The 26,622-nt window shown below is 44.1% G+C and carries 24 protein-coding genes and 4 riboswitches; of the genes, 2 read left to right on the top strand and 22 right to left on the bottom strand.

Annotated features, from left to right (window positions below; all coding sequences use genetic code 11):
- Positions 1-4 precede the first annotated feature (4 nt).
- The 3 genes from kdpA to AC1DM9_RS25665 all read right to left on the bottom strand — a co-directional run bounded on the left by kdpA (position 5) and on the right by AC1DM9_RS25665 (position 2,302).
- Complete coding sequence (kdpA, locus tag AC1DM9_RS25675; RefSeq protein ID WP_441879090.1) at positions 5-1,684, bottom strand: potassium-transporting ATPase subunit KdpA; 1,680 nt, start codon at positions 1,682-1,684, stop codon at positions 5-7.
- 18 nt (positions 1,685-1,702) lie between these two features.
- On the bottom strand, positions 1,703-1,780 hold the full coding sequence (kdpF, locus tag AC1DM9_RS25670) for a K(+)-transporting ATPase subunit F (protein WP_076268070.1): 78 nt from the start codon (positions 1,778-1,780) through the stop codon (positions 1,703-1,705).
- A 123-nt stretch (positions 1,781-1,903) separates the two neighbouring features.
- The gene (locus tag AC1DM9_RS25665) at positions 1,904-2,302 is read right to left on the bottom strand and encodes an NAD-binding protein (protein WP_477582922.1); all 399 of its coding nucleotides are present in this window, start codon (positions 2,300-2,302) and stop codon (positions 1,904-1,906) included.
- Between the two features lie 118 nt (positions 2,303-2,420).
- Positions 2,421-2,591: riboswitch (cyclic di-AMP (ydaO/yuaA leader) on the bottom strand.
- A 91-nt stretch (positions 2,592-2,682) separates the two neighbouring features.
- Positions 2,683-2,881, bottom strand: a riboswitch (cyclic di-AMP (ydaO/yuaA leader).
- A gap of 439 nt (positions 2,882-3,320) precedes the next feature.
- On the opposite strand from AC1DM9_RS25665, the gene AC1DM9_RS25660 reads away from it, so the two are divergent.
- Both AC1DM9_RS25660 and AC1DM9_RS25655 read left to right on the top strand, forming a co-directional pair.
- Complete coding sequence (locus tag AC1DM9_RS25660) at positions 3,321-3,749, top strand: hypothetical protein (RefSeq protein WP_441879094.1); 429 nt, start codon at positions 3,321-3,323, stop codon at positions 3,747-3,749.
- Between the two features lie 46 nt (positions 3,750-3,795).
- Positions 3,796-3,957, top strand: a riboswitch (cyclic di-AMP (ydaO/yuaA leader).
- Between the two features lie 3 nt (positions 3,958-3,960).
- Positions 3,961-4,386 carry a hypothetical protein gene (locus tag AC1DM9_RS25655; RefSeq protein WP_076267937.1) on the top strand — a complete coding sequence of 142 codons (426 nt, stop codon included), beginning with the start codon at positions 3,961-3,963 and terminating at the stop codon, positions 4,384-4,386.
- 73 nt (positions 4,387-4,459) lie between these two features.
- On the opposite strand, the gene metE is transcribed toward AC1DM9_RS25655, so the two are convergent.
- From metE to AC1DM9_RS25560, 19 genes are all read right to left on the bottom strand, one after another.
- Positions 4,460-6,766 (bottom strand): 5-methyltetrahydropteroyltriglutamate--homocysteine S-methyltransferase, encoded by a 2,307-nt coding sequence (metE, locus tag AC1DM9_RS25650; RefSeq protein WP_477582919.1) that lies wholly within the window; start codon positions 6,764-6,766, stop codon positions 4,460-4,462.
- A 149-nt stretch (positions 6,767-6,915) separates the two neighbouring features.
- Positions 6,916-7,109: riboswitch (cobalamin riboswitch) on the bottom strand.
- Between the two features lie 144 nt (positions 7,110-7,253).
- Entirely contained in the window at positions 7,254-8,009 is a 756-nt protein-coding gene (gene kduD, locus AC1DM9_RS25645; RefSeq protein WP_339207638.1) for a 2-dehydro-3-deoxy-D-gluconate 5-dehydrogenase KduD, read from the bottom strand.
- Positions 8,010-8,013: 4 nt separating this feature from the next.
- Positions 8,014-8,808, bottom strand: a complete 795-nt coding sequence (locus tag AC1DM9_RS25640) for a DeoR/GlpR family DNA-binding transcription regulator (protein WP_430057569.1) — start codon at positions 8,806-8,808, stop codon at positions 8,014-8,016.
- A gap of 25 nt (positions 8,809-8,833) precedes the next feature.
- Positions 8,834-9,664, bottom strand: coding sequence for a 5-dehydro-4-deoxy-D-glucuronate isomerase (kduI, locus tag AC1DM9_RS25635; RefSeq protein WP_477582917.1), 831 nt, complete (start codon positions 9,662-9,664; stop codon positions 8,834-8,836).
- A gap of 226 nt (positions 9,665-9,890) precedes the next feature.
- On the bottom strand, positions 9,891-10,499 hold the full coding sequence (locus AC1DM9_RS25630; RefSeq protein ID WP_477582915.1) for a TVP38/TMEM64 family protein: 609 nt from the start codon (positions 10,497-10,499) through the stop codon (positions 9,891-9,893).
- A gap of 76 nt (positions 10,500-10,575) precedes the next feature.
- Positions 10,576-10,821: a winged helix-turn-helix domain-containing protein gene (locus AC1DM9_RS25625; protein ID WP_477582913.1), complete on the bottom strand. Its 246-nt coding sequence runs from the start codon at positions 10,819-10,821 to the stop codon at positions 10,576-10,578.
- A 72-nt stretch (positions 10,822-10,893) separates the two neighbouring features.
- Positions 10,894-11,919, bottom strand: coding sequence for a DUF2332 domain-containing protein (locus tag AC1DM9_RS25620; RefSeq protein WP_477582911.1), 1,026 nt, complete (start codon positions 11,917-11,919; stop codon positions 10,894-10,896).
- 129 nt (positions 11,920-12,048) lie between these two features.
- Positions 12,049-12,828, bottom strand: coding sequence for an SDR family oxidoreductase (locus tag AC1DM9_RS25615; RefSeq protein WP_477582909.1), 780 nt, complete (start codon positions 12,826-12,828; stop codon positions 12,049-12,051).
- Positions 12,829-12,860: 32 nt separating this feature from the next.
- Positions 12,861-13,346, bottom strand: a complete 486-nt coding sequence (locus tag AC1DM9_RS25610) for a hypothetical protein (RefSeq protein WP_477549679.1) — start codon at positions 13,344-13,346, stop codon at positions 12,861-12,863.
- 185 nt (positions 13,347-13,531) lie between these two features.
- Positions 13,532-15,580 (bottom strand): alpha-glucuronidase family glycosyl hydrolase, encoded by a 2,049-nt coding sequence (locus AC1DM9_RS25605; RefSeq protein ID WP_477549678.1) that lies wholly within the window; start codon positions 15,578-15,580, stop codon positions 13,532-13,534.
- Positions 15,581-15,608: 28 nt separating this feature from the next.
- A complete protein-coding gene (locus AC1DM9_RS25600; protein WP_477582907.1) occupies positions 15,609-16,628 on the bottom strand; it encodes an endo-1,4-beta-xylanase in 1,020 nt (339 codons plus the stop codon).
- 18 nt (positions 16,629-16,646) lie between these two features.
- Positions 16,647-17,591: a carbohydrate ABC transporter permease gene (locus AC1DM9_RS25595; RefSeq protein ID WP_339207630.1), complete on the bottom strand. Its 945-nt coding sequence runs from the start codon at positions 17,589-17,591 to the stop codon at positions 16,647-16,649.
- A 15-nt stretch (positions 17,592-17,606) separates the two neighbouring features.
- Positions 17,607-18,581, bottom strand: a complete 975-nt coding sequence (locus tag AC1DM9_RS25590) for an ABC transporter permease (protein ID WP_339207628.1) — start codon at positions 18,579-18,581, stop codon at positions 17,607-17,609.
- Positions 18,582-18,773: 192 nt separating this feature from the next.
- Entirely contained in the window at positions 18,774-20,483 is a 1,710-nt protein-coding gene (locus AC1DM9_RS25585; protein WP_441879111.1) for a type 2 periplasmic-binding domain-containing protein, read from the bottom strand.
- 135 nt (positions 20,484-20,618) lie between these two features.
- Positions 20,619-22,394: a sensor histidine kinase gene (locus AC1DM9_RS25580; RefSeq protein WP_477582904.1), complete on the bottom strand. Its 1,776-nt coding sequence runs from the start codon at positions 22,392-22,394 to the stop codon at positions 20,619-20,621.
- 47 nt (positions 22,395-22,441) lie between these two features.
- Complete coding sequence (locus AC1DM9_RS25575) at positions 22,442-24,025, bottom strand: response regulator (RefSeq protein ID WP_477582902.1); 1,584 nt, start codon at positions 24,023-24,025, stop codon at positions 22,442-22,444.
- Between the two features lie 20 nt (positions 24,026-24,045).
- On the bottom strand, positions 24,046-24,840 hold the full coding sequence (locus tag AC1DM9_RS25570) for a Nif3-like dinuclear metal center hexameric protein (RefSeq protein ID WP_477582900.1): 795 nt from the start codon (positions 24,838-24,840) through the stop codon (positions 24,046-24,048).
- Positions 24,841-24,978: 138 nt separating this feature from the next.
- Complete coding sequence (locus AC1DM9_RS25565) at positions 24,979-25,305, bottom strand: hypothetical protein (protein WP_477582898.1); 327 nt, start codon at positions 25,303-25,305, stop codon at positions 24,979-24,981.
- 474 nt (positions 25,306-25,779) lie between these two features.
- A complete protein-coding gene (locus tag AC1DM9_RS25560; RefSeq protein ID WP_477582896.1) occupies positions 25,780-26,610 on the bottom strand; it encodes a discoidin domain-containing protein in 831 nt (276 codons plus the stop codon).
- Positions 26,611-26,622 lie beyond the last annotated feature (12 nt).

The raw sequence follows: 26,622 nt of genomic DNA, 5'->3' as shown, positions 1-26,622 counted from the left end.
TCCGTTAGCGGAGTGTCAAATATTCTGCAACCGGCCCAAGCACGATGACCGGCAAGAAGGTTAATGCACCAATTAAAAGAACAGTACCAATTAGTAATATAGTGAAAAGTCCATTATCTGTACGGAACGTCCCGATTGTTTCTGGAACAGGCTGCTTGCGAACAAGAGATCCTGCAACCGCAAGCATCGCAATCACCGAAATATAGCGGCCGGTCAGCATGACAAGTCCAGTGCTAATATTCCAGAAAGGCGTATTATCGCCTAATCCCTCAAAGCCGGAGCCATTATTCGCAGCCGATGACGTATATTCGTAAAGCACCTGGCTAATGCCGTGAAACCCTGGATTCGTTATCGCCCCGTGACCCAAATCCGTCATAAAAGCGATGGCTGTGGGCACTAATATAATGAAGGGATGAACTAGAATCGCTATCGCTATCAGTTTCATTTCTCGCGGCTCTACTTTTCGTCCCAGAAACTCTGGCGTTCGGCCGACCATCAGCCCGCATATAAACACAGCTAGTATGGCGTACATGAGCATATTGATAAGCCCTACTCCCTTGCCTCCAAAGACGACATTAAGCATCATTTCAGCAAGCGGGACCAAGCCGCCAAGCGGTGTAAGCGTGTCATGCATATTGTTGACGGTACCCGTTGTCGCAGCGGCTGTTACCGTTGTGAACAGTGCCGATTGCGCGATACCGAACCTTACTTCCTTGCCTTCCATGCTTCCTTGAGTAGCGTCGATTCCTAGTGCGCTCATAGCAGGATTGCCTGTTTTCTCCGATGTGTAAGCAAGGCTTAGAAATACTAGAAACAGACACATCATGGCGGAGAATACAACCCAGCCCTGCTTTTTGTTTTTAGCAAAAAGCCCAAATGCATAAGGCAGTGAAGCCGGCAGCGCCCACATCGACAAGATTTGAATCACATTCGTTAATGGATTTGGGTTTTCAAATGGATGAGCCGAGTTCACTCCAAAAAAACCGCCGCCGTTTGTGCCCAAATGTTTGATGGATTCAAGCGAAGCTACAGGACCGATTGCAATTTGCTGCATGGCTCCCTCAAGCGTTTTAATTGTAAATGTTGGATCAAGTGTTTGCGGCACCTGAAGAGCGACAAGCACTAGCGTGATAATAAAGGAAATCGGAAGAAAAATTCTTGTGTGTGCTTTTACAAAATCCTCGAAAAAGTTGCCGATCGTCGTTCCTTTACTCGTAATCCCACGAACAAACGCGATGGCAACCGAGAAGCCCGTCGCCGCTGACGTGAACATCATCATCATGATGACAGCCATTTGGGAGAAATAAGATAAGGCACTTTCCCCGCTGTAATGCTGAAGATTCGTATTGGTAATAAAGCTGATGACTGTATTGAAAGTCAGTGTAGGCTCCATGGCTGCCATGCCATTTGGATTAAACGGCAGTGCATTTTGGAACCGCAATATCAAATAGCTGAAAGCAACTAAAATTAAATTGGTTGCAACAAAGCTGAGTGCGTATATCTTCCAGCTCATGCCCTCTCTTTTTTTGAGACCAATAAGCTTAAATATAAATCGCTCCGTCCCTCCGAATACTTTGTCTAACCGATTGTGTTCATTTGAGAACACATGATAGACGTAAGTACCAAGCGGCTTAACTAACAATACAAGAACGGCAATGACGATAAGCAATTGTAAAATATCCATCTTGTAAATCCCCCTCTATTAAAACTTCTCCGGATGAATTAACGCATAAATCAGATAAACGAAAACAAATACAGCCGCTATCGCTATGACAGTCATTGGCCTTCGCCCCCTGTTTTCTCAATAACACTGGAGCACCAAGTTAAAAAACCGTAAAATAAACCGAAGCTAGCTAACAACGCCCCGAACATATAAAAATCCTGCATGTAAACCCCTCCTGCATTATTTGTTGCTTAATAGAAAACCGACTTCACCGGTATGAGAGAATACGATATGATTCGCTCCGAGCCCCTTGTAAATAGCCCTTGGATTCCACTGCTGTGTGATGACGTAAATGGACTTTGAGGTCCAAGCTCTACAGCACTGTACAAAGCGGCAGCTAAGCGCCAAGCTGCTCTCGAATATAAATACCTCGCTAATGTTCATCGAAGGAACATTCCAGCTTTGACGATCATTCGTATTGATGTACAAAACATTGCTGATGCCCTGCTTGCGAAGCTGTTTTTCTTCCTGTTTGCTATTGGTCAAAACGATAAATTTTAATTGATGAAACTGCAAAGTTCGTATGAATGATTGGCCGGCCTCGTTTAGACCAGCAACAATAATATGCTCTTCCTGCAAACGAATTCTCCTCCATATGGTAAAAAAGGCAACAAAAAAGAAGCCTTGGGATAAGAGGAACTTTTCCCGCGGCTTCTTTGCCCGCAGCAGAATAAGCCGCGGGAAGCACGATGGCTGTTGCCTCTCTCGAGTACACTTACGAGGTTAGCTGTCGGATTCGGGCCTTGAGAGTTGCCCTACGCTTGAACATTTTCAAGCGATTCACCCCATGAAGCGAAATCGTGATTGCACACGAATCGTTCGTTGGTTCCCCCGTTCCTGCTGCTGCAGGACTCAGCGTTTTCTTACATTTTGTAGCAAATAAAGCTTTTTTGGGCACAAAAAACCACAGAGGTCTATGACACTCTGCGGTCGAAGTTAATCGATCACAAGCTTCATCATTCCTCTCTCGGTCCACGCTTACGAGGTTAGCTGTCGGATTCGGGCGGTGAGAGTCGCCCTACTTTGACCGGTATCCATGGCACCTGTCAAAGATTCACCCCTGCTCTGCGTTTGTTCGACTCTCACATCGAACAGGCGCATCGCGTCATTATTGGTTCCCCCGCTTCCGCTTTCACGGAAACTCAGCGATCAGTAAATCGAAACTTATTTATAAATCCTGTATCGAATATTACTCCTCGCTATAAATACTGTAAAGGCAGTCTGCTACCTAATTTAGCCAGTTTCAGCCTTGCAGAGCGATTCGCAACGCTTACATTCATTTCGATCTCTCGATATCTCACTATTTCTCAGTTTTACTCTTGTTTTCAAAAATAGTGTTCAATCCCTTTCCAACGATTTTATGCGTGAATAATCAGATTTCTCTATAATCGAGAATGGAAGAGAATAAACGAGTATTTCGAAGAATAAATATCTTTTTACTGTCATAACGAATGGATTTCTTTTAATATGGCATATGGCTGCCTTTTCACGATATACCACAGTTTTACAATATTGCATTTCGGGTTTACCATAGACGGCAAGCCAATATGGCTGAGTATTATCGGTGAATTATTCAAATCGAGGAGAGATCTCATTGATGTCTACACCAGTTGAAGTACCCTTGCCAAGCTTGGAAAATCATCCTGCTGCCTTGTTTGAAATTAAAAGAATTCAAATGTTTGTGCTGCCGGCTTCCATGCTTGAATCGAATGGTTACCGTGTTTGCCTAAGGCTCTCCACTGCTAATGGTCATGGCTGGAGTGAGCTGTTTATTAAAAAATCCGAGAAGCCTTGCGATTGGATCAGATGGAGCAGTATGCTGCTAAGGTTCATCGGCACACTTCCTCTTGCGTCTCCTTTTGTTTTTCAAACAGATCCAATGATGAAGGACGAGCGTATATTTCATTTGTTTGCAGCCGCTGCTTTGCATATAGAATCCAATCATTACACTTTTCCAAACTGTGAATATGACCGTGAAGAGCATACTTTATTTAAACAAGCTATCTCCTATGTATCGTTATTTTAAGCGCTTCTGATTTACAGATGCGCTAATGAGAGGTATAATTAAGAGTAAACTATTTACGCTGAATTTTTCGAATGAAAAAGCGGGGGAACCATCGCGATCGATCGAGATCGATTCGCAAGGGGTGAATCCAGGGATTTGTAACCCTGGTAGGGCTTTCTCTCTAGCCCGAATCCGACAGCTAACCTCGTAAGCGAATAAAGGAGAGATGTATATGTTGACAAATTGTGCACGAAATCTGCATCTTTTTACGGAACAGACCCCTTATTTATCTGTCACACGAATCGAGCTATTCGTCATTCCTGCTCTTGCCGTCGATTCTGCAGGCCATCGCGTATGTCTTCGTTTAACAAGCAATCAAGGCTTCGGCTGGAGTGAACTATTTGCCAGCGACACAGAAGAGCTCATTGACTTAGAACGATGGAGCGACCTGCTTCAGTCTTTTATCGGCAGCATTCCTCTACCACCTCTTAACCAGTATCACTATGACAAAACGGATCAGGATGGGCGCGTTCTCGACTTATTCGTCTCCGCCGTCAAGCATGTCCTAGCACAATCCGCCGATGCAGCCCCGTACAGCAACGACCATGAAGAGTCTGTTTTGCGTCAACGTTCCGTCTCCTACATCTCTTTGGATTAATTTCGTTCATAAGAAAAAAAAGGCAGTCCAGAACAGATAACCTAGTTCTGGACTGTCTTATTGTATTTAGGATTTAAACCTTCGCTAATGCAGCACGCTGCTCTCTGACTTGGTAAGTAGCCAGCATCATGTTGCGCAGTGAAGCAACCGTTTCTTCCATTCCGCGTGTTTTCAAGCCGCAGTCCGGATTAATCCAGAAGAGCGTAGGATCGAGCACTTTAATGGCGCGCTCGATCATGCTGACCATTTCTTCCACGGACGGTACACGCGGGCTGTGAATATCGTAAACGCCTAAGCCGATGCCTTGGTCATAGGTGTTCTCCTCAAAGCTATGAATCAGCTCGCCATGGCTGCGCGAGGTTTCAATGGAGATGACATCCGCATCCAGCGCAAGAATGGAATCGATAATATCATGGAACTCACAATAACACATATGTGTATGAATTTGTGTTGTGTCACGCACAGCTGAAGTCGATAGACGGAACGCATGCACGCCCCATTTTAAATAGGCATCCCAATCACTGCGTTTAAGCGGCAAGCCTTCTCGCAAAGCTGGCTCATCAACCTGAATCATTTCGATGCCTGCAGTCTCAAGCGCCTTTACTTCCTCTGAGAGTGCAAGCGCAATTTGGTATGCGACCTGCTCGCGTGTGATATCGTTGCGGACAAATGACCAGTTCAAAATCGTAATCGGCCCCGTCAGCATCCCTTTTACCGGACGGCTTGTCAGCGACTGCGCATACACGCTTTCGGTTACTGTCATTGGCTCAGTAAATACAACATCGCCATAAATGACCGGCGGCTTTACACAGCGGGAACCATACGATTGAACCCAGCCGCCTTTTGTAAATGCGAACCCATCCAGCTTCTCTCCGAAAAATTCGACCATATCCGTCCGCTCAAATTCACCGTGAACGAGGACGTCTATGTTAAGCTCTTCTTGGATTTCAATCCAATTTTTAATTTTATCGTTGATAAAGGAAGCGTAGCCCTGTGAACTGAGCTCGTTTTTTCTCCATTTTTGCCTTGCTTGGCGTACATCCAGCGTTTGCGGGAAGCTGCCGATTGTTGTTGTTGGAAGGAACGGCAAATTCCACTTTTGCTGCTGCAGCTTTTGTCTCTCCGCAAATGGCTTCTGCCTCGTTGAAGGATGCGCCGCTACCGCTGCTGCATCAGCAGCTTGGCGATTGCGGGCAGGAGAAATGGATAAATGATGAATCCGCTCGCCGTTAAGCTTAAGCTCAAGCTTGCGCAGTTCTGAGATGTCCGCCTCATTTACAGTCGCTGTTTCACTTAGCCACACAATTTCATCCAGCTTTTCTTCCGCGAATGCAAGCGCCTCACGCAGCTCTACTGGCAGATTGGTTTCGTTTTTTGCCGTTACCGGCACATGCAGCAGGCTGCATGACGATTGAATGATCGCGCGCTCAGCTGGAATGTATGCCGAAAGCTTTTGCAGCAATTCGAGCTTTTGCTTATAGTCTGAGCGCCAAATGTTGCGTCCGTCTACAAGTCCGATACCAGCGAGCTTATCCTTCGGATAACCAAATTGCTCCAGCGACTTCAAGTTTTGCTCCAAACCATGAACGAAATCCAAACCGATCGCTTGTACCGGCAGAGCAACTACAGCTTCATAATGCTCAACCGCTTCAAAATACGTTTGAAGCATTATGTTAAGCGCTGGTGCTGCTTGGTTCAGCCTTGCATAAATCGATTCAACCCATTGCATCTCTTCCTCAGAAATAGAGGTAACAAGGATGGGCTCATCGATTTGCACCCATTGTACGCCTTCTTGCTCAAGCTCCTTAAGCAGCTGAGCATAAAGCGGTATAAACTGCTCAATGAGCTGCGGAAGCTGCTTGGCATCGTAGCCCTTCGACAGCTTGAGGAAGGTGTATAGACCGATAATGACAGGTTTACCTTCAATGCCAAGCTTTTCTTTGGCTTCGCGGTACGCAATCAGCGGACGGTTTTCCGTCAGTATCGGTGCAGCACCCGCAAGTTCTGGCACGATATAGTGATAGTTGGTATTAAACCATTTGGTCATCTCGCAGGCTTGTGCTTCCTGTGTCCCTCTCGCCATAGCGTAGTAGGTCTGAATGGGAACAGGACCTCCTTCGTAGGAAAAACGCTCTGGCACAAGGCCAAACATCGCTGCAGTATCCAGCATTTGATCATACAACGTAAAATCATTAACAGGGATTAAAGAAATTCCTTTATCCTTTTGCAGCTTCAGGTTGTTAAGACGAATACTTTCAAGGGTTTGAAGGAATACCGTTTCGTCCAAATCACCTTTCCAAAAGGCTTCAAGCGCTTTTTTCCATTCCCTATTTTCGCCGATACGCGGATATCCAAGTACACTGTTTTGCAGCTTGCTCACGTTCATATTTCCTCCTAATAAATATAATTATTATGAAATAAAAGCACAAAAAAGAGCGTCGTTACCTTAAAGAAGCAAAGGTAAAGACGCCCGGCGTTTTAATAAACAGCGGTTCTGTCTTAACACCTCCCTATCTCCCGTAGGTAAAATCAGTGTCGTTCAAATAGGCAGGTCTCCTGGCTCCAGAATCATCATCGTAAGCTTGCCTTCCCAACCGGTTAAGATCAGTGGCGTTAGCGCTTAGACTCCTCTGTTACAGTGGCGGGACCGCGTCGGTTTTGCACCGGACTTCCCTTTTAAGCTCAAGCTATACAGCAAGAGCACCTATTTCCACTTATTTCAGTTGTTGATCGCTTTTTTTAGGATCACGAATAACTATACACGCAAAATAATAACCATACAATGGAAATCATTATAATATCAAAAAAAAGACTCTCCTCTAAGCAGCCTGCGCTGCAAAAGGAAAGCCTTATTGGTTTTTATATAATTACCTAACCAGCCAACCGCCATCAACAGCCAAGATATGGCCGTTCATATAATCAGAAGCTGAAGAGGCTAGGAATACCGCTGGTCCAATCAAATCCTGCGATGTACCCCAGCGTCCCGCTGGTATGCGCTGCAAAATTTGAGCACTGCGAACAGGATCCTCGCGAAGCGCTTCGGTGTTGTCTGTACTCATGTAGCCTGGGGCTATCGCATTTACCTGCAAGCCTTTAGCTGCCCATTCGCTGGCAAGAGCTTTGGTAAGACCGGCAACGGCATGTTTGCTGGACGTATAGCCCGGAACATTAATTCCGCCTTGGAAAGTTAACATCGACGCAATGTTAATAATTTTCCCTGAGCCCTGTTCGATCATATGTTTCCCTGCCAGCTGGGAAAGGAGAAATACAGAATTCAAGTTAACATCGAGTACATCCTGCCAGTCCTCGTAGCTATGCTCTGCAGCTGGCGTGCGGCGAATGATACCCGCGTTGTTGACCAAAATATCGATGCGTCCCAGTTCTTCAACTGTACGATCAACAATTCCAGCAAGCTTCGTTCGGTCAGCAATATCGGTCTGAATTGTAATCGCTTTGCGTCCAAGCTCTCTTATCGCTGCTGCCGTTTTGTCAGCAGGCGTTTGGTTCGTGACAAGCGCGATATCCGCACCCGCTCGTGCTAATCCAAGCGCAATCGCTTCTCCAAGCCCGCGCCCTGCACCTGTGACGACAGCTGTTTTACCCGTCAAATCAAACAAACTCATCGGCTCAGCTCCTACCTTTAGTACGCTTCCCATTTTCCGAAAGCGCTGCTTTCATCATTTTTATATTTTGTGACTCATACCTCGCCGCAACGTCCGCATCTATACCTTCGTCTGTGATGATATAGTCAATTTCATGCAAACCAGCAAACGTTATTAGTGCACCCTTATCGAATTTGTTATGATCGGCAAGGCAGTAGACGACCTTGGCATTTTCCATATACAGCTTCTTCAGCTTCGTCAATTCTTCTGTGAATATGGTAAGCCCATATTCCATATGAATGCCGGTTGTGGAAAGAAACAGCTTGTGTACATTCAGTCGTTTAATCCATTCCTGCGATTCTGCGCCGATAAGCAAATTGTTATGCCGGTAGCCCCCGGGAATAACAAGCCTTACTTGGTCCTTCGCAGTCAACTCCCGAATGATAAGCAGATCGTTTGTAAGTACCGTAACCGGGATATTGGGCAGACGCTTTGCCATTTCGAGCGTAGTACTGCCAGCATCAAGCGCAATAATATCATTAGGCTCGATGCAGGAAAGAGCAAGCTCCGCAATCGCCGCCTTCTCCCGCTGATGCTTGCTGTTTGGAAATTGCAGCGGATAAAGGCTGTCTTCGCCTCTATGCTGGGGCACAGCTCCGCCATGAGTCCGTTTCAGCAATCCCTTCTCTTCCAGCTTCTCTAAATCTTCACGAACCGTTTTCTCCGTGACTTGAAACAGCTCGCTTAGCTCGGAAACTTTAACCGCGCCAAGCTGCTCCAATTTATCTATAATCTTACGATGCCGTTCGGCAGCAAGCATAGTGCACCCCCTGTAGCGAATGTTTCTATTTTAGCTCGCTTGCAGGTACGGCGTCCATATCTGTAAATGTGTAGTTCTCTCCAGCCATCGACCAGCAGAATGTATAATTGCTTGTGCCCACTCCTGAGTGGATCGACCATGGCGGTGAAAGAATCGCTTGGTCATTGGCAACAACAAGATGTCTCGTCTGCGAAGGCTCGCCCATCATATGGAATACGCGAGCATCATCATTCATGTCGAAGTACAAGTATGCTTCCATGCGGCGGTCATGGACATGAGAAGGCATCGTATTCCAGACGCTTCCCGTTTTCAAGCTCGTTACACCAAGCATAAGCTGGCAGCTTTGGATGCCGTCTGCGTGGATATATTTATAAAGAATACGTTCATTGGAAGTCTCCTGCGAACCAAGATGAGTCGGATTCGCTTCCTCCATCGTCATCTTGCGTGTTGCAATTTCAGCATGCGCAAGCGCGGAACAGAAATAAAGCTTCGCAGGGTTTGCTTTATCTACACTTGACAGCAGCACCTGACGTTTGCCCTTGCCAACATAAAGCACGTCGAGCTTATTCAGCTCGTATACTTCCCCATCAACGGAAATCGAAGCAGGTCCGGCAATATTCAAGAAGCCAACCTCGCGGCGCTCCAAGAAATATTCGGTTTTTAGCGTTGCAGCATCCTCCAGCTCAAGCGTCTCGTTCACAGGCAATGCTCCGCCTACAACCATTCTGTCATAATGCGTATATGTCATTTTTAATTGATCTTGCTCAAACAAGCTTTCGATCAAAAACTCGCTGCGCAGACGTTCCGTATCATATTGCTTCACATCAGTAGGATTCGTAGTATGGCGTACTTCCATTGGATAAAAGCCTCCTAAAAGTTATTTGCGTTAGACTCGCCTCGCAAGCTACGCTAATGTTTGTTATTGTTCGTTTTTATAATAACACACATTTACGAACATAAAAAGAACATTTTAAACATTTTGGATTAGCAGGAACATTTTATTTTCGAGAAGAGTGTACAACAAAAAAACGACCTCTGCGCGCATCATTTGCGAAGAGGCCGTCTGTTGTTTTAGAGGAAATCTACTGAAGCTTCCACCTTCGATAAACATAAAGAGATACCGCCATAAACATGCCGTATACTAAGACGGTAACAAATACGTTTCTTGGGTCCGTCATAAGCGTGTCACCGATCGTGGCGAACAACAGCATCGCTGGAATTTTACCAATCGATGAGGCGATCGCATAAACGGTAAAGGAAACACGGCTTAGCGCCGAGTACATATTAACTGCAATGGATGGAATGAACGGAATGAGCCGAGCAAACATAATCGTCAGAAAAGCATTCTGCTCAAACATCACCGTTAGTTTTCCGATGCTTGGATAACGGTAGAGAAATTTCTTCCCCCACTCTTGATAGCCATAGCGGATAAACAGAAACATCACAATGGATGCTGCCGCTGAGCCCGTCCAAGTCACTGCCGCGCCTAACACTGGGCCAAGAGCAGCACCAATGAGCCCGCCGATTACGGGATACGGGATGACAGGAAATAGTGCGACGAGCGTTGCCATAATGACGACGAGCGGCACATTATCCGCTTGCTGAAACCACGTCAAAATCACATCGCCATAACGATAAATAAGAAAAGCAATACTGCCATACAAAGCAGCTAAACCTGTTTTTTTGAGCATTGTTGTACCCCTGAATAGTAGATATCTCCAGCTTATCATTATTGAAGATAAATACGAGCAATGCATTGTGTCAAATTTAAGTTTTGGAATGACAACGAAGTGTTCGGGATATTTTCAACTTGCGCCGCAGCCGGTAAATGTGATCATCTACTGTACGATCTACCGGCGCCTCCATTGGCCAGACGTTGTCTAGCAGCTGTTCGCGCGACAGCGTTTGCCCTGTATGGCTGTGCATGAAATGCAGCAGCGCATATTCCTTCGGAAGCAGTACAATCTTTTGTGCTTTCCATGCAACGGTGTAAGCACCCGCATCCCATTCCATAAATCTCTCGACCTCTATCCCTGCGCGCTGAAATTATGCTCTTTCGTTAAATCCACAATGAACGAGGTAGGATCAAAGCATCCACCGAAACCAACGGCCATGACCATCTGTTTCCGCTAACGTTTCCGTTTGCTCCTTGCCCTCCAAATAATAACCAAGATGAAGATTTGGGTCCCACATATTATTGTAGAGGTGAAATATATCTCTTTGTTGCCCTATTCTCCTAATGCTGTCTGTTAATTCAACTTTGTCTTCATGAGTCATTTGGTTGGCTACATGGGTGTGAAACACACCAATAACACAATCCTCCGTTATTTTAGCAACCATTTCAGCAAGTCGTTTCACGCCATTCCCCTGAAACAACTCCATCTGCTGCCCTTTTAATAAAGAAGCTGCTTTGTCAAAATTCACAATCCGCTCATTATGCTCAGGCCATATCAACGACTTTAACCAAAGATAATCGTCTGCCTCTTCCAGATTATTAACGTGCAAATCTATTCCTATCCTTGCAGTCACTGGCGGACTTTGTTTTAGGAGATGCGGAATAACGTCTCCACGAACTTCCGAGTGCAGTACCAGTTCAGCATCTATATTTCCATAGGTTTCACTATCGTTATATTGATAACTATACTTATCCCAAAAAAGCTGCAGCCCCGCACTTGTTCCGATTTCAATGATTGCTAATGGTTTTTTCGTTTTTTGATACATATAACAAAATGCAGGATACAAGTAAGCACAGCGTCTAACCTCATTCGTTTGTACAAGCTTGCTTTGGAGCAGTTGAACAATTTCGTTTTTATGCTGAAGGCAAAAGTGTTTAAAAAAAGGGAATGCCTCAGCTGCATCTCTCGGATCGTTAACTAAGCTGCCGTAAAACTTTTGCAGTTCGTGGCTGGTCTCTTTGCGCAGCAAGTACTGAACCGCAGCAAAAAAAAGATTGGGAACTGGCTGGCCTTCTCTGCAACAAGAAGCCATCTGAAGCATTTCATCATCATCTGCAATGGCTAATGATAGCTGTTCATACAAACGGCTTGAGCCTTTGCATTCCCTCGTCGCGAACACCATAAATTGCTCAGTCAAAATAGGTTTGTTCAACAATGCTATCCCTCCATTTTCCCACTTAACGGCATTGTATCATGGCTATCGATAAATTATGTTTCAATGATTTTATAAACTATATAGATTTCTTTTATCAAGTGTACGAAGAATGATAAAGGACAAAATCAGCTATTTACCTAAAAAACCGCCTTCAGATTTTATGACTTGCCCGGTTATCCACTGTGATTCGTCACTCGCCAAGAAGCTGATTGCTCTAGCTGCATCCTCCGGCAAACCGATGCGTCCCATAGGGAACATTTGCAAAAAGCCAGCCTTCATCTGCTCATCCATCCACCCAGAATCGGTGGGGCCTGGATCAAATCCATTCACTGTAATTTGAAGCGGAGCCAACCCTACAGATAACGGCTCGATAAGCCCAATCAATGCGCCTTTTGTTGCAATGTAAGCCAAATTATTAGGATCGGGCCCTTTTGAAACCATAAAAATAATTCTGCCCGATGTCCCTTTAATTTGGTTTTTCTCAAATCTGCTCGCAAACTCTGTGCTTAACAATATCGGCCCGCGGTTATTCACAGCATAATGTTGGTCCAATATATTTATATTCAAGCTTTTGTAATTGGAAGGTACGCAATAGGTGGCGTTGTTAATTAAAATAGACGCGTGGCCTAACGACCTTTCTACTTGTTCCATTATAAGGGCAGGAGTTTCCACATCGGCAAAATCCGCTTCCATATGACTTGCCCTCACGCCTAAGTCTTCTAGTTCCTTACGCAGCTGCTCAGGCCAGTCCTTCTCTCCCCCATTGCCTTCCGTTTCATCAAAGGCATGCCAATGCGTAAAGAAAATGTCTGCTCCTAAGCGTGCAAGCGAACGGCAAATCGCTGTTCCAATTCCCGTGGATCTGCTCGCTCCTGTAACTATCGCTATCTTATTTTTAAATGAGATCATTCGCAATTCCTCCATATTCGTTTGTCCTAAACTTATAATCTATCTATTAGATTTAATACATGTTGTTTAATTTGTTTCTTCTCATCGTCTGATAGGGCACTGGATCGAAAATTTTGTAAATTGTCATCAGGTATGATAATGGTTGATGGCTCCTGAAGCTCTTTTTTTCGATTATCTCCATCTTCAGACATCGTGATATGAGACTTGCTGGATTTCGTATGTACGATTTCTGATTTAACATAATTTCCATCCAGATCATAATAATCCACGACCATTTTGATGTCAGAGCTTAAATAATTTTTATTTTCTGCAAAAGCAGTAATAGAGTTCACCTTCTTAAAGCCTGTTTGTTCATAAAAGCCATCTTTGTTTTTCTCTGAAAAAATTTCTATGCTAAATGCCTCGATATGCTCGACTTTAACTGTATTGCTGCAAGCGCTTAACAATACAACAAATGCAGATATTACGCTTAAGTTCATTGCAATAGCTAACCAATCAAATCCTCTCATGACTTTCATAGCTTCACTCCTCATCGCAATTTCCAATAAAATCCCATTACTTTATGATTGCAAAGCTTTCCTCATTTGTAAAGGTTTTATCTATAGACAAAAACAGCCCTCTACCAACGCGGCAGCGGACTGAATATTGTGCTTGTCCTAACAAAAAACGAGGTGGACAAATCTCCACCTCGCATGCAAACCCATTAAAATATTTTCCGACCAGCCGCATCGGCAATGCCCGATTTGCGGTAGAAATACGTATTGATCACGTCGCGCCAATGCTTGGCATGAGCAGCTTGAAAGGTCAAGCGCTCAGCGACATGCGCAAACCTTGCTTCATCGATTTTGCCCGCCAAACCTGCCCAATCCCGCAGCATCTGATCTGCTTCCTCCGCACCCGCAAAATGGGTATCGTAGATATGCTGAATGACCGTCTTGCCAGAATGGAGTACATGGGTATAAGGCACATGATGGAAAAATAACAGCAGCTCGTCTGGACAAGTGTCCAAACTATCATACTGCGAACGGTTTGGTTCATTATACTGTGCGGTATATCCTGTTCCACTCGCCTGCGTCCGGTCAACGCCGATACCGTCACGATCTGCAAAATGGTAGGTTCCCCATCTTGAATACTCGTAGCCATCGACATCCGGACCAAAATGATGGTTAGGCGTGATCATCCAGCCTACGCCAAGCGGTGCCGTATAGCTTTCATATAACAGCCACGACTTCATCAGCATGTCACCGATTGCTAAAGCTATCTCAGCATCATTGCCAAACGTTGCGGCTATCCACTCGTGCGAAATCTCCTCGGCTGTTAAAGCCGGGTTCCACACCAGCCGGCCATATCCGTAAAGATTGGCTTGTGCGAGAATATGCCCTGTCCAGCTCTCTTCATTCCCAATATTGCTCACCGCTGCAATTCCGCTATATTTCATACCGTACAATGTGCCATCCACCACTCGCTTAACTTCAGTCGATGCACCTTCCGCATAGGTATCGAAATCCATTACCTGCTTCCACTGCGGGACGAGATAGCAAAGATGCTTCTGTTGGCCGGTATATTCTTGAGTGATCTGGAACTCCATCATCTGGTTCGTTTTCTTCATCGCGCCAAACAATGGGGATACGGGCTCGCGAACCTGAAAGTCCATCGGTCCATTCTTAATTTGTAGAATGACATTACTCCGAAAACGACCATCGAGCGGTTTAAAATGGTCAAATGCAGCACGTGCTCGATCGATCTTCCGATCACGCCAATCCTGCATGCAGTCATAAACGAAGCAGCGCCAAATGACGATGCCATCGTGAGCTTCCAGTGCTTCAGCCAGCATATTCGCTCCATCTGCATGGTCACGTCCATAAGCAAATGGCCCCGGCCGATGCTCAGAATCTGCCTTCACGACGAAACCACCGAAGTCAGGAATAAACGCGTAGATCCGTTCAGCCGTTTCCTTCCACCACTGCTGCACACCAGCATCCAGCGGATCTGCAGTGGCCAGACCTCCGGTTTGCAGAGGGGCAGCAAAGTTAACGCTCAGAAACAGCGTAATTCCGTACCTGCGGAAAATGTCTGCAATAACCGCAACAACAGGAAGCTTTTCCTCTGTGATGAACATCGTTTCAATCTCATGGACATTCACATTATTGATAGAAATCGCATTGAGGCCAACGGATGCGAGCATTCTCGCATAATCGTTTATTCGATTAAAATCACTCGTTATTTCTCCGTTTTGATAAAATATAGACTGTCCCGCATACCCTCGCTCTACCGAACCGTCAGCATTATCCCACTGATTAATCATTCGAAGCGACATGGCTGGAGATTGCTCGGCATTCAGTTCTTTCACTGGCTTACCGGCGCCTAATAGACGCAGCAAATGAAACACACCATATAATACGGCTGTATCTGATCCGCCGACAAGAGATAAATTGCCATGGCCTTGCTGAGAGCTGTACCGAATTATATATCCCGCTTTGGACGGCTCCCATCTATCAGAATCCATCAATACGGAGTCCACCATAATATGAAGAAAGCCAGCCGTCGCAGGCTCAGCCCGCTCCTTTACTGCCGGGATTATGCCGATTAAGGCATGAATACCATGCTGCAGCTCTTTGATTGCCGTTTCCAAAACGCCGGTCGCCACGCCACTAAAGACGATCTGACCAAAAAGAGCCGAATACTCCTTTTTCAAATGCAAATCCTCTATCCGCTGAGGATTCAGCCAAGCCTTGTACGTGTGACTGTCCATTTATTAACGTGCCTCCTTGTAAGCTGGCTCAGAGAGATGAGTGCTGCTTCATGACGCGCCAGAACGAACCTTTTGGCTCATGGTTCTCATCAAATAGCATTGGCCAATTTTTCCGTCCACGTACAGGAAAATCACTGAGCCACGTATAATCATCCGCCGCTCCCCAGAACGTAACCGCATCAATATGATTGCGATATTCCGTCAGCAAATGAAAGACAGCCTCATATCGTTTCTCCTGCAGCTCCAGCATTTCTTCAGTAGGCTTTGCTAAGTCGGTTCGTACATCATCATGGCGGAACATCGATATATCAAGCTCTGTTAATTGCAGTCTTAGGCCAAGTGAAGCGTACTTCTCGACAGCAGCCCGTATTTCATCTAAATGAGGATGATATAAGCTCCAATGCGCTTGAAGGCCAACGCCATGGATCGGGACATCCTGCTCTAGCAGCGATTTAACCAATTGATAGATTTTATCGCGTTTCAGAGGGTTCGACTCATTATAATCATTGTAGAAAAGCTGAGCTTTAGGATCTGCTTCATGTGTGAATTCAAACGCTTTGGCTATATAGTCCACTCCGGCGATATCCAGCCATTTGGTTGGACGCAGCATAGCTGCGCCTTCGTCAGAAATGACTTCATTTACGACGTCCCATGCATAAATATCATCTTTATAACGGCCAACAACGGAATGAATATGCGATTTCAATCGATCTAAAAGCTTCTCGCGGCTAACCGGGCTGCCATCCGCTTCTTCAAACAGCCAATCGGATGTCTGATTATGCCAGACCAGTGTATGCCCTCTCATTTTTTTCCCATGCTCTCTTGCAAATGCGACGATTTTGTCTGCGTCTTCGAACGTATAGGTATCTTCGGAAGGGTGCAAGCTAACAAATTTCATTTCATTCTCAGCAGTCAAGCTGTTAAAATGGGTCGCAATGAGATCGCGAGCCTGAACAATGGTACGCGGATTAACCGCTGCGCCTATATCAAATGAATCTTTAAATGCTTCGTATAACTTAGGAATAGAATTGGCTGAGTTGCTGCTCATCGTATTTCCCCCTGTCTATTAACCTTTCACGCCGCCTACGGTCATACCTTTTACAAAGTATTTCTGTAGAAACGGATATACCATAATGATCGGCAAGGAAGCCACAATCGTCATCGTTGCCCGAACCGCAAGCGGTGTCACCGAATTCCCTCCAGAATTGGCCGCGCCCGAGAATGCATCGGCAGCCGTCTTCGCCGTCAAGGATGCATTGGAGTTCTGAAGAATTTTTTGCAGCTCATACTGCAGCGTACTGAGATCGATATTCGAGGAATTGTACAAGAACACGTCAAACCATTGATTCCACTGATACACGGCTGAGAATAAAGCAACCGTTGCAAGTACAGGTACGCAAAGCGGCAGAACGATGCTGTAGAACATTTTGAAGTCGCCTGCACCATCTATTCTTGCTGATTCCAAAATACTCTCTGGCAGCCCTTCAATAAAGGAACGAATAATGATTAAGTTAAATACGCCGATTAAGCCTGGGAAAATATAGACCCAAAAATTGTTGATCAAGCCTAAATCACGGATTAACAAAAAGTTAGGAATAAGTCCGCCATTAAAATACATTGTCAAGATGAACGCAATCGTTACGAATTTCCTAAGAACGTATTCTTGCCTAGTAATCGTGTAAGCGACCATCGCTGAGCAAAAAACGGTAGCAATCGTTCCAATCACCGTTCGAAGGATTGAAATCAGCGTTGCATGGAATATCGTTGCTTCTTTTAGCACATAGGCATAATTGTCCAGCGTCCATATCCTTGGCAGCAAATAAATGCCGCCCTTAATCGAATCCGTCGCATTGTTAAGTGATACGGCGGCCGTATTCAAGAAAGGATATAAGGTCACAACCATCAGTAAAGTAAGAAATATATAATTGCAAATATCAAATATGAGATCGCCGCGTGATGAGCGGATGCGGCTTGGTTTGTTTGACACAGCTTCCGATGCCGAATGACTCATGTTGTACCCCTCCCTCTAAAACAGTCTGGACTCGCCCATACGTTTTGCAAGATTGTTCGCTGCGAACAATAAAATAAAGCTGATAATCGTTTTAAACATCCCCGCTGCAATCGATAGCGAGTAGTTGCCTTGCGCAATCCCGTATTTAAGAACAAATATGTCAAGGTTTTCGGAAAAATCGACGTTCATGCCGTTCCCCAGCAAATACTGCGGCTCGAAGCCCGATTCCAGCAAATACCCGATATTCATAATGAGCAATACGATAATAACCGGTTTGATACCCGGAAGCGTTACATACCACATCCGTTTAATTCGGCCTGCTCCATCCATCTCTGCTGCTTCATATTGCGCAGGGTCAATCATCGTCATTGCCGCTAGGTAGACGATTGTATTCCAGCCTACATCTTTCCATACAGAGCTTGCTCCAAAAATGGTCCAGAATTGTTCAGGTATACCGAGAAACAATATTTCCTCGCCTTTTTCCACCCATCCGATCCAAAGCAGCATTTGATTAATAATGCCATCTGGAGATAACGTTGTTTGAATAATGCTTGCCGCAACTACCCATGAAATAAAATGGGGCAAATAGCTGACCGTTTGAACAATACGTTTAAAAGCAACCTTCCTGACCTCATTTAACAACAAAGCGAGTGTGATTGCCGTAACGAAGCCGAGAACCAGATTGATTCCGCTCATCGCTACTGTATTCCTTAAGACGCGAAGAAACCTTTCGTCCTCGAATAAAAATTTAAAATGATCAAATCCAACCCATTTCTGCTCACTAAAGCTTTTCGCTGGCTTATAGGCTTGAAAGGCGATCGTCCACCCCCATAGAGGCATATATTTAAAAATAAACAACCACGCTAGAAACGGTACAGACATAAGAACAAGCACGCGCTGCTCAATGAGCTTTTTCGCAAAATTCTTCAGTCCCGACGGCTTCTTAGGCAGCACCAGGTTTGACGATGACATATCGGGCTTATGTTCCATCTTGAATCTCTCCTTCCGGACTGAATGATGCTGGATAGCAAGCAAAAGCGTCTTCGGCGACCTCTGGACGCCGAAGCAGCTTTGACAGAGAAATATAAGTCTTTTATAAGTTAACAAACTTATAAATTCTTATATTTGAAGAAAGGCCGGCATTTTGCATCCGCAAGCCGGCCTTTCACCGATCCTTCTATTTTATTGCTTGGATGCTTCAATCAATTTCTTCACTTCATCTGTTGTCCATTTCTCGTAGGCAGCTGTATCCAGCTTGCCGAATGCATCTGTATATTCTGTCCATACCTTCTCAAAGTCAGCTGGTTTCGCAAGGACAAGCTTAGGGAAGTATTTTTTCGTAAGCTCATCTTTTTTCGTTTCCCAAATTTGCTGCGTGGAGCCTTGCTCCTTCGGAATGCCCCAAGCAGGGTACCATGGACGATCGTCCGGTGCTGCAAACAGTTCGGAATACGTTTTCACGCCATATTTTTCTAGAATAGTCTTGTCTTCATTAGTTAGGCTCATTTGGAATACTTCTGCTTGCATTCCTGGTGATACGGAGTTGCCATCCGGCAGAGACGAGCCATTGTTGTAAAGTGGCCAGTTCCAAGAATAATATTTAAATCCAAATTTTTCGTTGAAAGCTTCATCGATTTTGGCGATTTGTTCCGCTGTACGGTACATTCTTCCATTTTCATTTACTTCGTACGTTTCCCCTTTAATTCCCCATTTCTGAAGAATTTGGTTCTCGTCTGTTAGAAGATTATCCAAGTATTGAACAATGCGCGCTGGGTCCTTCGCACTCACGGTAATACCCATACCGCGGTTTTTAACAAAGCCTGGAGGATCCAGGTATTGATCCTTTTGGCCGTCAAAAGTAACTGGCAGCGGGAAGTATACGAAATCATCCTGTGTTGGATCTTGTTTAGCGGCGTCCTTGAGCGCATTTTGCGCATTAGCAAACTGCCAGCCGTAATCGAAGAAGCCAACCACTTTATGCGAAGTCAATTTAGCTAAATATTGATCAAAATTATCTACGAAGGAAGCTTTATCGAACAAGCCTTCAGCATTGATCTCATTTAGCTTTTGAAGCCAGCGCTTCGTATTTTCATCCGCAGCGTATGTTTTTGCTTCGAAGGTGTTCATATCCACGATGACGTTGCCGTCATTCGGGTAACCTGCCAAATGGTTTGGAGGGTTGGAAGTTGCGAAAAATCTCCAGTCATGTGTCAGTGAAACATAACCAGTCAAATCCTCATCCTTGTGCTTCTCCACGAAATTTTTAATGAGATCCATGTAACCATCAAGCGTTGTTACTTTCGGATAACCTGCTTCTTTTAATACCCTCCGTTGTACCCAGAATGCACCTTGGTTAATGTTCGGATCCGGAATATACTCGCCAACTGTATTAGAGAATGGCAGGAAGTAAATTTTGCCGTCCGCGGCTCTCATTTGATTAAAATACTTGCCATATACCCGTTTAATATTAGGGCCGTATTGCTCAATAAGATCGTCCAGTGCAATAAACGCACCTGCATCTAAAATCTTGTCAATTGCAGCATCCGGAATCATAACATCTGGATAAGCGTTTGATGCGATCATCGTGCCAACCTTTGTGTTCAAATCGCCAACCAAATGCTCGATTTTAAAGTTAACACCCGTTTGATCCTCCAAAATTTTACCAATCGTCGTCTCGTTGCTGTTAATGTCCTTAGCTGCTGCAACACCATTGAAATAAGAAAAAGTAACTTTTTCAACCGGCTTATCTGTTTCTTTCCCTTCACTTGCAGTATTTGCAGGAGTGTTTGTGCTGTTTGTTGGCTTTGCTTCTCCGCCATTGCCGCTGTTCGAGCATGCAGCAGTAAAGATCATAAAGGCAGTCATACAAGTCAATAATATTTTCTTTTTCACTTTCCCCAGCCCCTTTCGAGTGCAACTTTTTTTGTAAGCACTTTCATTATAAGTAATCTAAAATACTTTGTTTACCCAATAAACTATAGTTCAAACTTAAAAAAACATATAGGATAATCGATTTAACGAGCAGCCCTATATCTCAACTGGAACAGCAACCCTTATAAAGGTGCCTTCCCCAGGTTCACTTTTAATTAATAGTTGAAAACGGTCGCCATAAATCAGCTTTAAGCGATAAATAACGTTTTGAACGCCTATTCTCTCGCCTAGCTCTTCGTCGCTTTCCAAATAGCCATAAAACTGTTTGACTTTTTGATCATTCATGCCGATTCCATTATCTCTAATCGAGAAGATTAACGTGTCAGCATCACGTTCAACTTGTACTTGAATGCTCCCCCCTTGCCTTAACGGCTCAATGCCATGGATGCTTGCATTTTCTACAAACGGCAAAAACATCATTTTCGGCACCTTACACTCTTTAGCAGAAGGATCTACGTGAATGTGATAATTCATCCGATCTTCAAAGCGGTATTTCTGAATTTCGAGGAAACACAAAATAAATTCAATTTCTTCGCTAACCATAACGCGGTCCTTGCCCCAAGTGAGCGAGGTTCTAAATATTTTCGCCATATTGTGTATGATCTTAGCCGTCTCCATCTCATCCTTGATGAGGCTTCGCATTCGAATCGTTTCCAGCGCGTTAAACAGAAAATGAGGATTGATCTGGCTTTGCAACGCATTCAACTGCGCTTTCCTCCGCTCAAGCTCCAATGTTTTTGTCTGAATATCCGCAATATAAACATCATCAATCAAGCTTTTCACTTGTATCGTCATTCGATTGAATTCACTCGTTAATTGTCCGATTTCATCCAAGGATTCACCCTGCTTAATCGTATCGAAGTTCTGGTTTTTCACTTTTTTCATATGCTGCAAAATGCGAACCAACCGCTCGTGCAGTGAACGTGAAATCCATAATATAATCAGCGTTGGGATGAAAATATTTAAACAGGCCAGCACAAAAACAAATTCTCTGGACTGTCTAACATCCTTAAGCACCTCTTCCTCCGAGATCGTACCGACAATACGCCAATTTTCCAAATAACTCACATAGGAATTTGTTGAAGGAAATTGGATGGAATCCTTTGGAAAAACCAATTCATCAAACGATACCGGTTTTCCGCTCCAGTCCACCTCAGGGTCTGTCGTATACTCCACATGACCTTTATCATCAATTAAATAAATGTTGCCCTGCAGGTTCTGATTTCGAAATATTTGGTCAATCGTGCTCGTTTTCAAATCGATTTTCAAATACTTTTGCCATTTATTTTTGGATTCAAAATAATTCATCTCACGGATAATGCTGAATGTGTTCCGTCTATCCGCGCCATCGCTTTTCAGATACAAATCCTCCTGCTGCGTTCGAATGAAAATAGGGTAAGAATTGTCTCTTTCTTTGAGCAATTGGTACCAGTCAGACTGTTTAATTTCGTTTGATAAATAACCAACGCCGCCTGAATGCAGCATTGTTGGATTTTCTACGAAAATTTTTATGCTTTGAATGGAGGCATAAACAGGAGTATAGCTATTCAAAATTCTCCGGAAATACGTATCATAAGCTTCTACATAAGCAGCAGGCTCTTGGTAGTCCGTTTCTAAAATTTCGTTTAAGTTGTAATCGGTATAAAACACAGCGGAAATGGTAACGGCATCCTCGACTTCGGCGCGGAATTCGTTGTTGATCTGTTCTACTGCTCGTGTAATATCCTTCATCCGCTGATTTCTCACATTATCCGTCGTCACATTATAAAAAATAACATTGGTTAACACGATTGGAAGAAACACCGAAAAGATATAAAGGATGAGCAGCTTATTCCGCAGACGAACATTGTTGAGACTTAGGCTCAGCTTCACGGATATTCTCCTTTTCTTGTGCTAACGGATGGTTTAAGAAACTACGCCTACAAAAGCTTATTTCGGTATTCTGTAGGAGTCATATGCTCGATCTTCTCGAATTGCGTTACAAAATAATCTGCATTGCTGAAGCCAATTTTCTCTGCAATCTCATATATACGCATGGTGCGCGATTGTCTCAGCAGCTTTTTGGCCTCATTCACTCGAAGCTGGAGTAAAAATTCATTAAAATATACGCGGTATGTCTTTTTAAATAATTGGCCTAGATAGACCGGATTGACATAAAATAGCGCAGCAATGCTCTTCAAGCTGATGTTTTGCGAATAATTAGCTTCAATATAGCTTTTAATTTTTTGAATATCGCTCTTCAGCTGTTCCTTCCTAAGCTCTGCAATACTTTGCTGACTCTCTTCGATAAATGCATGAAACAGTTTTTTTAGTTCACCGAGCGATAAATTAGAATCATGCCAGTTTAGGAGCGGTCCCAGTGTATGCAAGGAGTTTTCATCCCCCTCCATATTGCGGATCGTTTTCAAAATCCCCATCAAGCATAGCTGGATGTTCATCTTAACCGCTTCTGGAGCATATCGTTTCTCACGAAAATCTATAAACCATTTTTCAACAATTGTTTTCACTGCCTCCAGCTGCAGCTCTTCCATTTGCTCCATAAATAAATTAAATTCAGCAGGATCAAACCCGATATAATTGAGCCTCTCCAGCTTTTTTTGATCGAAGCTAACGATGCGATTGTCCTCGTATATATATTTGTGTAAACTGGCTTCCTTGGCGGTCTTGTATGATTCCCGGATCTCCGACAAATGTTGAACAGCAGAACCTGCGTAAAGAAATACACCTTTTCCCAAATGTGCATCCAGCGCATCTCGAAAGGCCGTTAACAATCGCTCGAGATCTCCACCGCATCTTACCAGTAAATAACTAGGCAGCAAAATCCCGATACGATTGCGATGCTCATTTAAGCAAATAGGCTGATCTGCAGAGGTTATACGCGTAAGCTCTTGTTGAACAAGCTCCTTGAAGCGCGCGTAGGGAACTTTCTCCTCATACGGATGCCAGTTGTAGTTATCGTTCAGCTCAGCAAGCAAATAATATAAACGATCAGCTTTACTCAGGTTCAAACGCTGCTCCCATTCTGCAATGGACGCCTCGCTCGCTTCACCGAGAATGAGTGATTTAATCATTTCACCGCCAAGCAGCCTTTCATTTCTAGCCAGTTCCTCTTGCTGCAGTATTAATTTATCTTTTAATTTAGTTAACGTAGCGGCGAATTCAATCTCATCGACCGGTTTAACAACGAAATCATGAACGCCATAACGCATCGCTTGCTGGGCATAATTGAAGTCATTGTAACCGCTAATGATAATAAAATAAGGTACTGCTATATTTTCCAGCATGACGCATCGAATCAGCTCAAGTCCATCAATGACCGGCATACGAATGTCCGTTATGACAAGCTCTGGCTGCACACGCTTGATCAGCTCAAGCGCATCCTCTCCATTGTCAGCTTCCCCTACGATCTGAAAGCCGCAGGTTTCCCAATCGATCAGCTTCATTAAGCCTTTGCGGGTAAATGGTTCATCATCAACTAGAATAGCACGATGTAATTGCATCATATTCCTCCTCTTATTGGGGGTTAGACCACTTTAAAAACAGGATCTACAGGCAAGTAATGAACAGGAATAGTAGAATATTTATGGCGAAGCCGATCAGCCAGCAGTTTCATACCCGGCTGCTCGCTTTCGGAATGACCTAGAACAACTAGTGCTTGGTGCCTGCCCAGGTGGACGGCATCCCTTACATACTCTGGCGTCTCCCACTCCGGGCCTTCGCCGTATATGATCAAGTCCAGCTTATAGTTTGCAAATAAAGGAATCGCGTTGTCCCCTCCACCTCTGTAGCCGGCCAACAATCCAATCCGGCTGCAACTCATGGATAAATCCCCTACTGTACGCACATAACGGATTCCCAGTTTTTTTTTGATATGCTCGATCACTTGCTCGAGCTTCATTGGTTGAACGGCAACGATTGATGCGGCGGGCAAATGCTCCGTCACACGATCATTCCAATCCAAGGCGTGAATAAGCCCCTCCATAATGCCGTCTGGCTCGTACCGATGCCAATAATCGTGGAAGCGATAAATCGCCAAACCCGATTCTTCAATAAATCGGCTTTTAGCCTTATAAATAGGATCATTCACGTAAGTAGATTCCTTGGCATCATGGTGGCTAAAAAAGGTTCCTTCATGCGTAATGATGAGGTTCGCCCCCATTGCGACAGACCATTCGAGCACCTGCTGCGAGGCCATAAACGCAACGGCAATGCCCTTGACTTCCGTTTGTGGATTTCCGAACTTTAACGTATCCACGCTGCCTGCAATTGGAGTAACCGGGGCCAATAAATCATCCACAACATTTTGTATTTTTATCATTCTATAGGTGCACCCCTTCAGATTTATTATGACATGTAATTGAATAAAAAGATGAAATAAAGCGTATTCATATTAATTAAATTGTAATTTCAAAAAATAAACTGCACAATGTAAAAAGTATAGTGTCAACCCTATAAACTATATATTTTGCAACAAAAATTCTCCACCATCTGCAAGAAACACAGCCTCGAGAAAATCACGCACAGGTTCGATTTTCAGGCGGCTGACACCATACTTAAAGGTAACGTTGGGAGCTTCATATCCCTTACCTATACTACAAACTAAAAGTATATTATCTTCTTTTGGTTCGACAATGTGATACTCCATCCACGGAAAGTTCGCTGTGAGCGTATCACGTAGCTCGTTGAAAATCTTTTTAGCACCTGGATTTTCAACGAGTGTTTCCTTAGAAATGATCCATACCTTCTTTGATGGGTCTGGATCTTTTATAGCATGCTCAATCATGAGCTACAGTCCGATCCTAGAGTCCATGCCCCGCTGTTTAATAAGCCAATTAACGAATGCTCATCATAGATTTTTTTATCCTTGCGCGCGTGATGGATAGTAACTCATCATTTACCTCCAGCACCTCCGGTCGGTGCAGACATGAGAACTAGATGCGGAGAAGTAAAAGAAAAAACGCATCAACGGAAACGGGCGCGACATGAATGGATCATGTCCCGCCCGTTTGATTGCATGTCATTCTAGTTTCCGTTGTTAGCCACCATATCGCCAGCTATTGATTACTTTAATTACTAATTAATTCTTCTAGTTTCTCCTTACTTGGTTTCATTCTCATTCTATAAAGCGCGTATTTAAGATTATGATTTGCTAAATCAATATCCTCTTGAAGTGCGCTCGGGTTTTCGGATACTTCTTTAGCATTTGCAAGAGCATCTAAAAGTTCTGCTTTTCCTGTTTCCAGATAATGATCAAGATTCAGGTTTTGGGAAATTCAATATGGGCATCAAGCCATGCTTTATTCACTTCTGGAGAACTTTTCGAAGAAAATTTAGCGTATACGGTAATGCTTGCGGTAATAGCTGTTTCGCTTGTAAATTCTTGTTTAAACGTATGGTCATCCAGAAACCAGCCTTCAAATATAAAGCCGCCCAATAATGTTGATGTTGGAAGCTCAGGGATTGTGGCGCCATGTAAAATTCCCGTAATCGGGCTGATCGCGGCTACTGCACTGCCTCCGTTTGAGTTAAAGCTAACCGTATACTTGACCGGCTGAGCTTCTTTCGTATTGTAAACCTCGAATTCGCAAATGCTTGGAAAATCCCCTTCAGCTTGTACAACAAACAATCGCACTTTTTGGGCTTGCACCGATTCAAACGTAAATACATTAGGCCCTTTAGCAAAGCGATCTCCCGTCTTTATTGTTTTCCAATCTGAACCGTCATGGTACTCAAGTCTCCAGTTTCTAATCGTTTTAAGATAATCAAATTCATAAATATCGATTTTGTCAAAAGTGACGACGGATCCAAAATCCACTTCTAGCCACTGGTCATTAAATGCTTTGGCAGCCCATCGACCGTTTTCCCAATCTATACGATCTCCATCAAAAGCCTTGCTAACCGGATAAAGAGGATCTTCCGAGCTCGCTTGGTATGTTACGCCTGATTGTCTTGCAAGGTTTTCATTCGATTTTGTTTGTATTTGTATCTCGGCTTGTTTATCTTCGGCATATACAGAAAAAAAACTCGAAAAAATCGCTGTCATCAAAATAATCACGGATAGCAACGTGCTAATCATTTTTATTTTCACTGCATTCACTCC

The sequence above is a fragment of the Paenibacillus sp. 01T431 genome (genome assembly GCF_056398625.1).
Note: the sequence above shows the minus strand (reverse complement) of the source record. Positions and strands in the feature narration are given on the sequence as shown.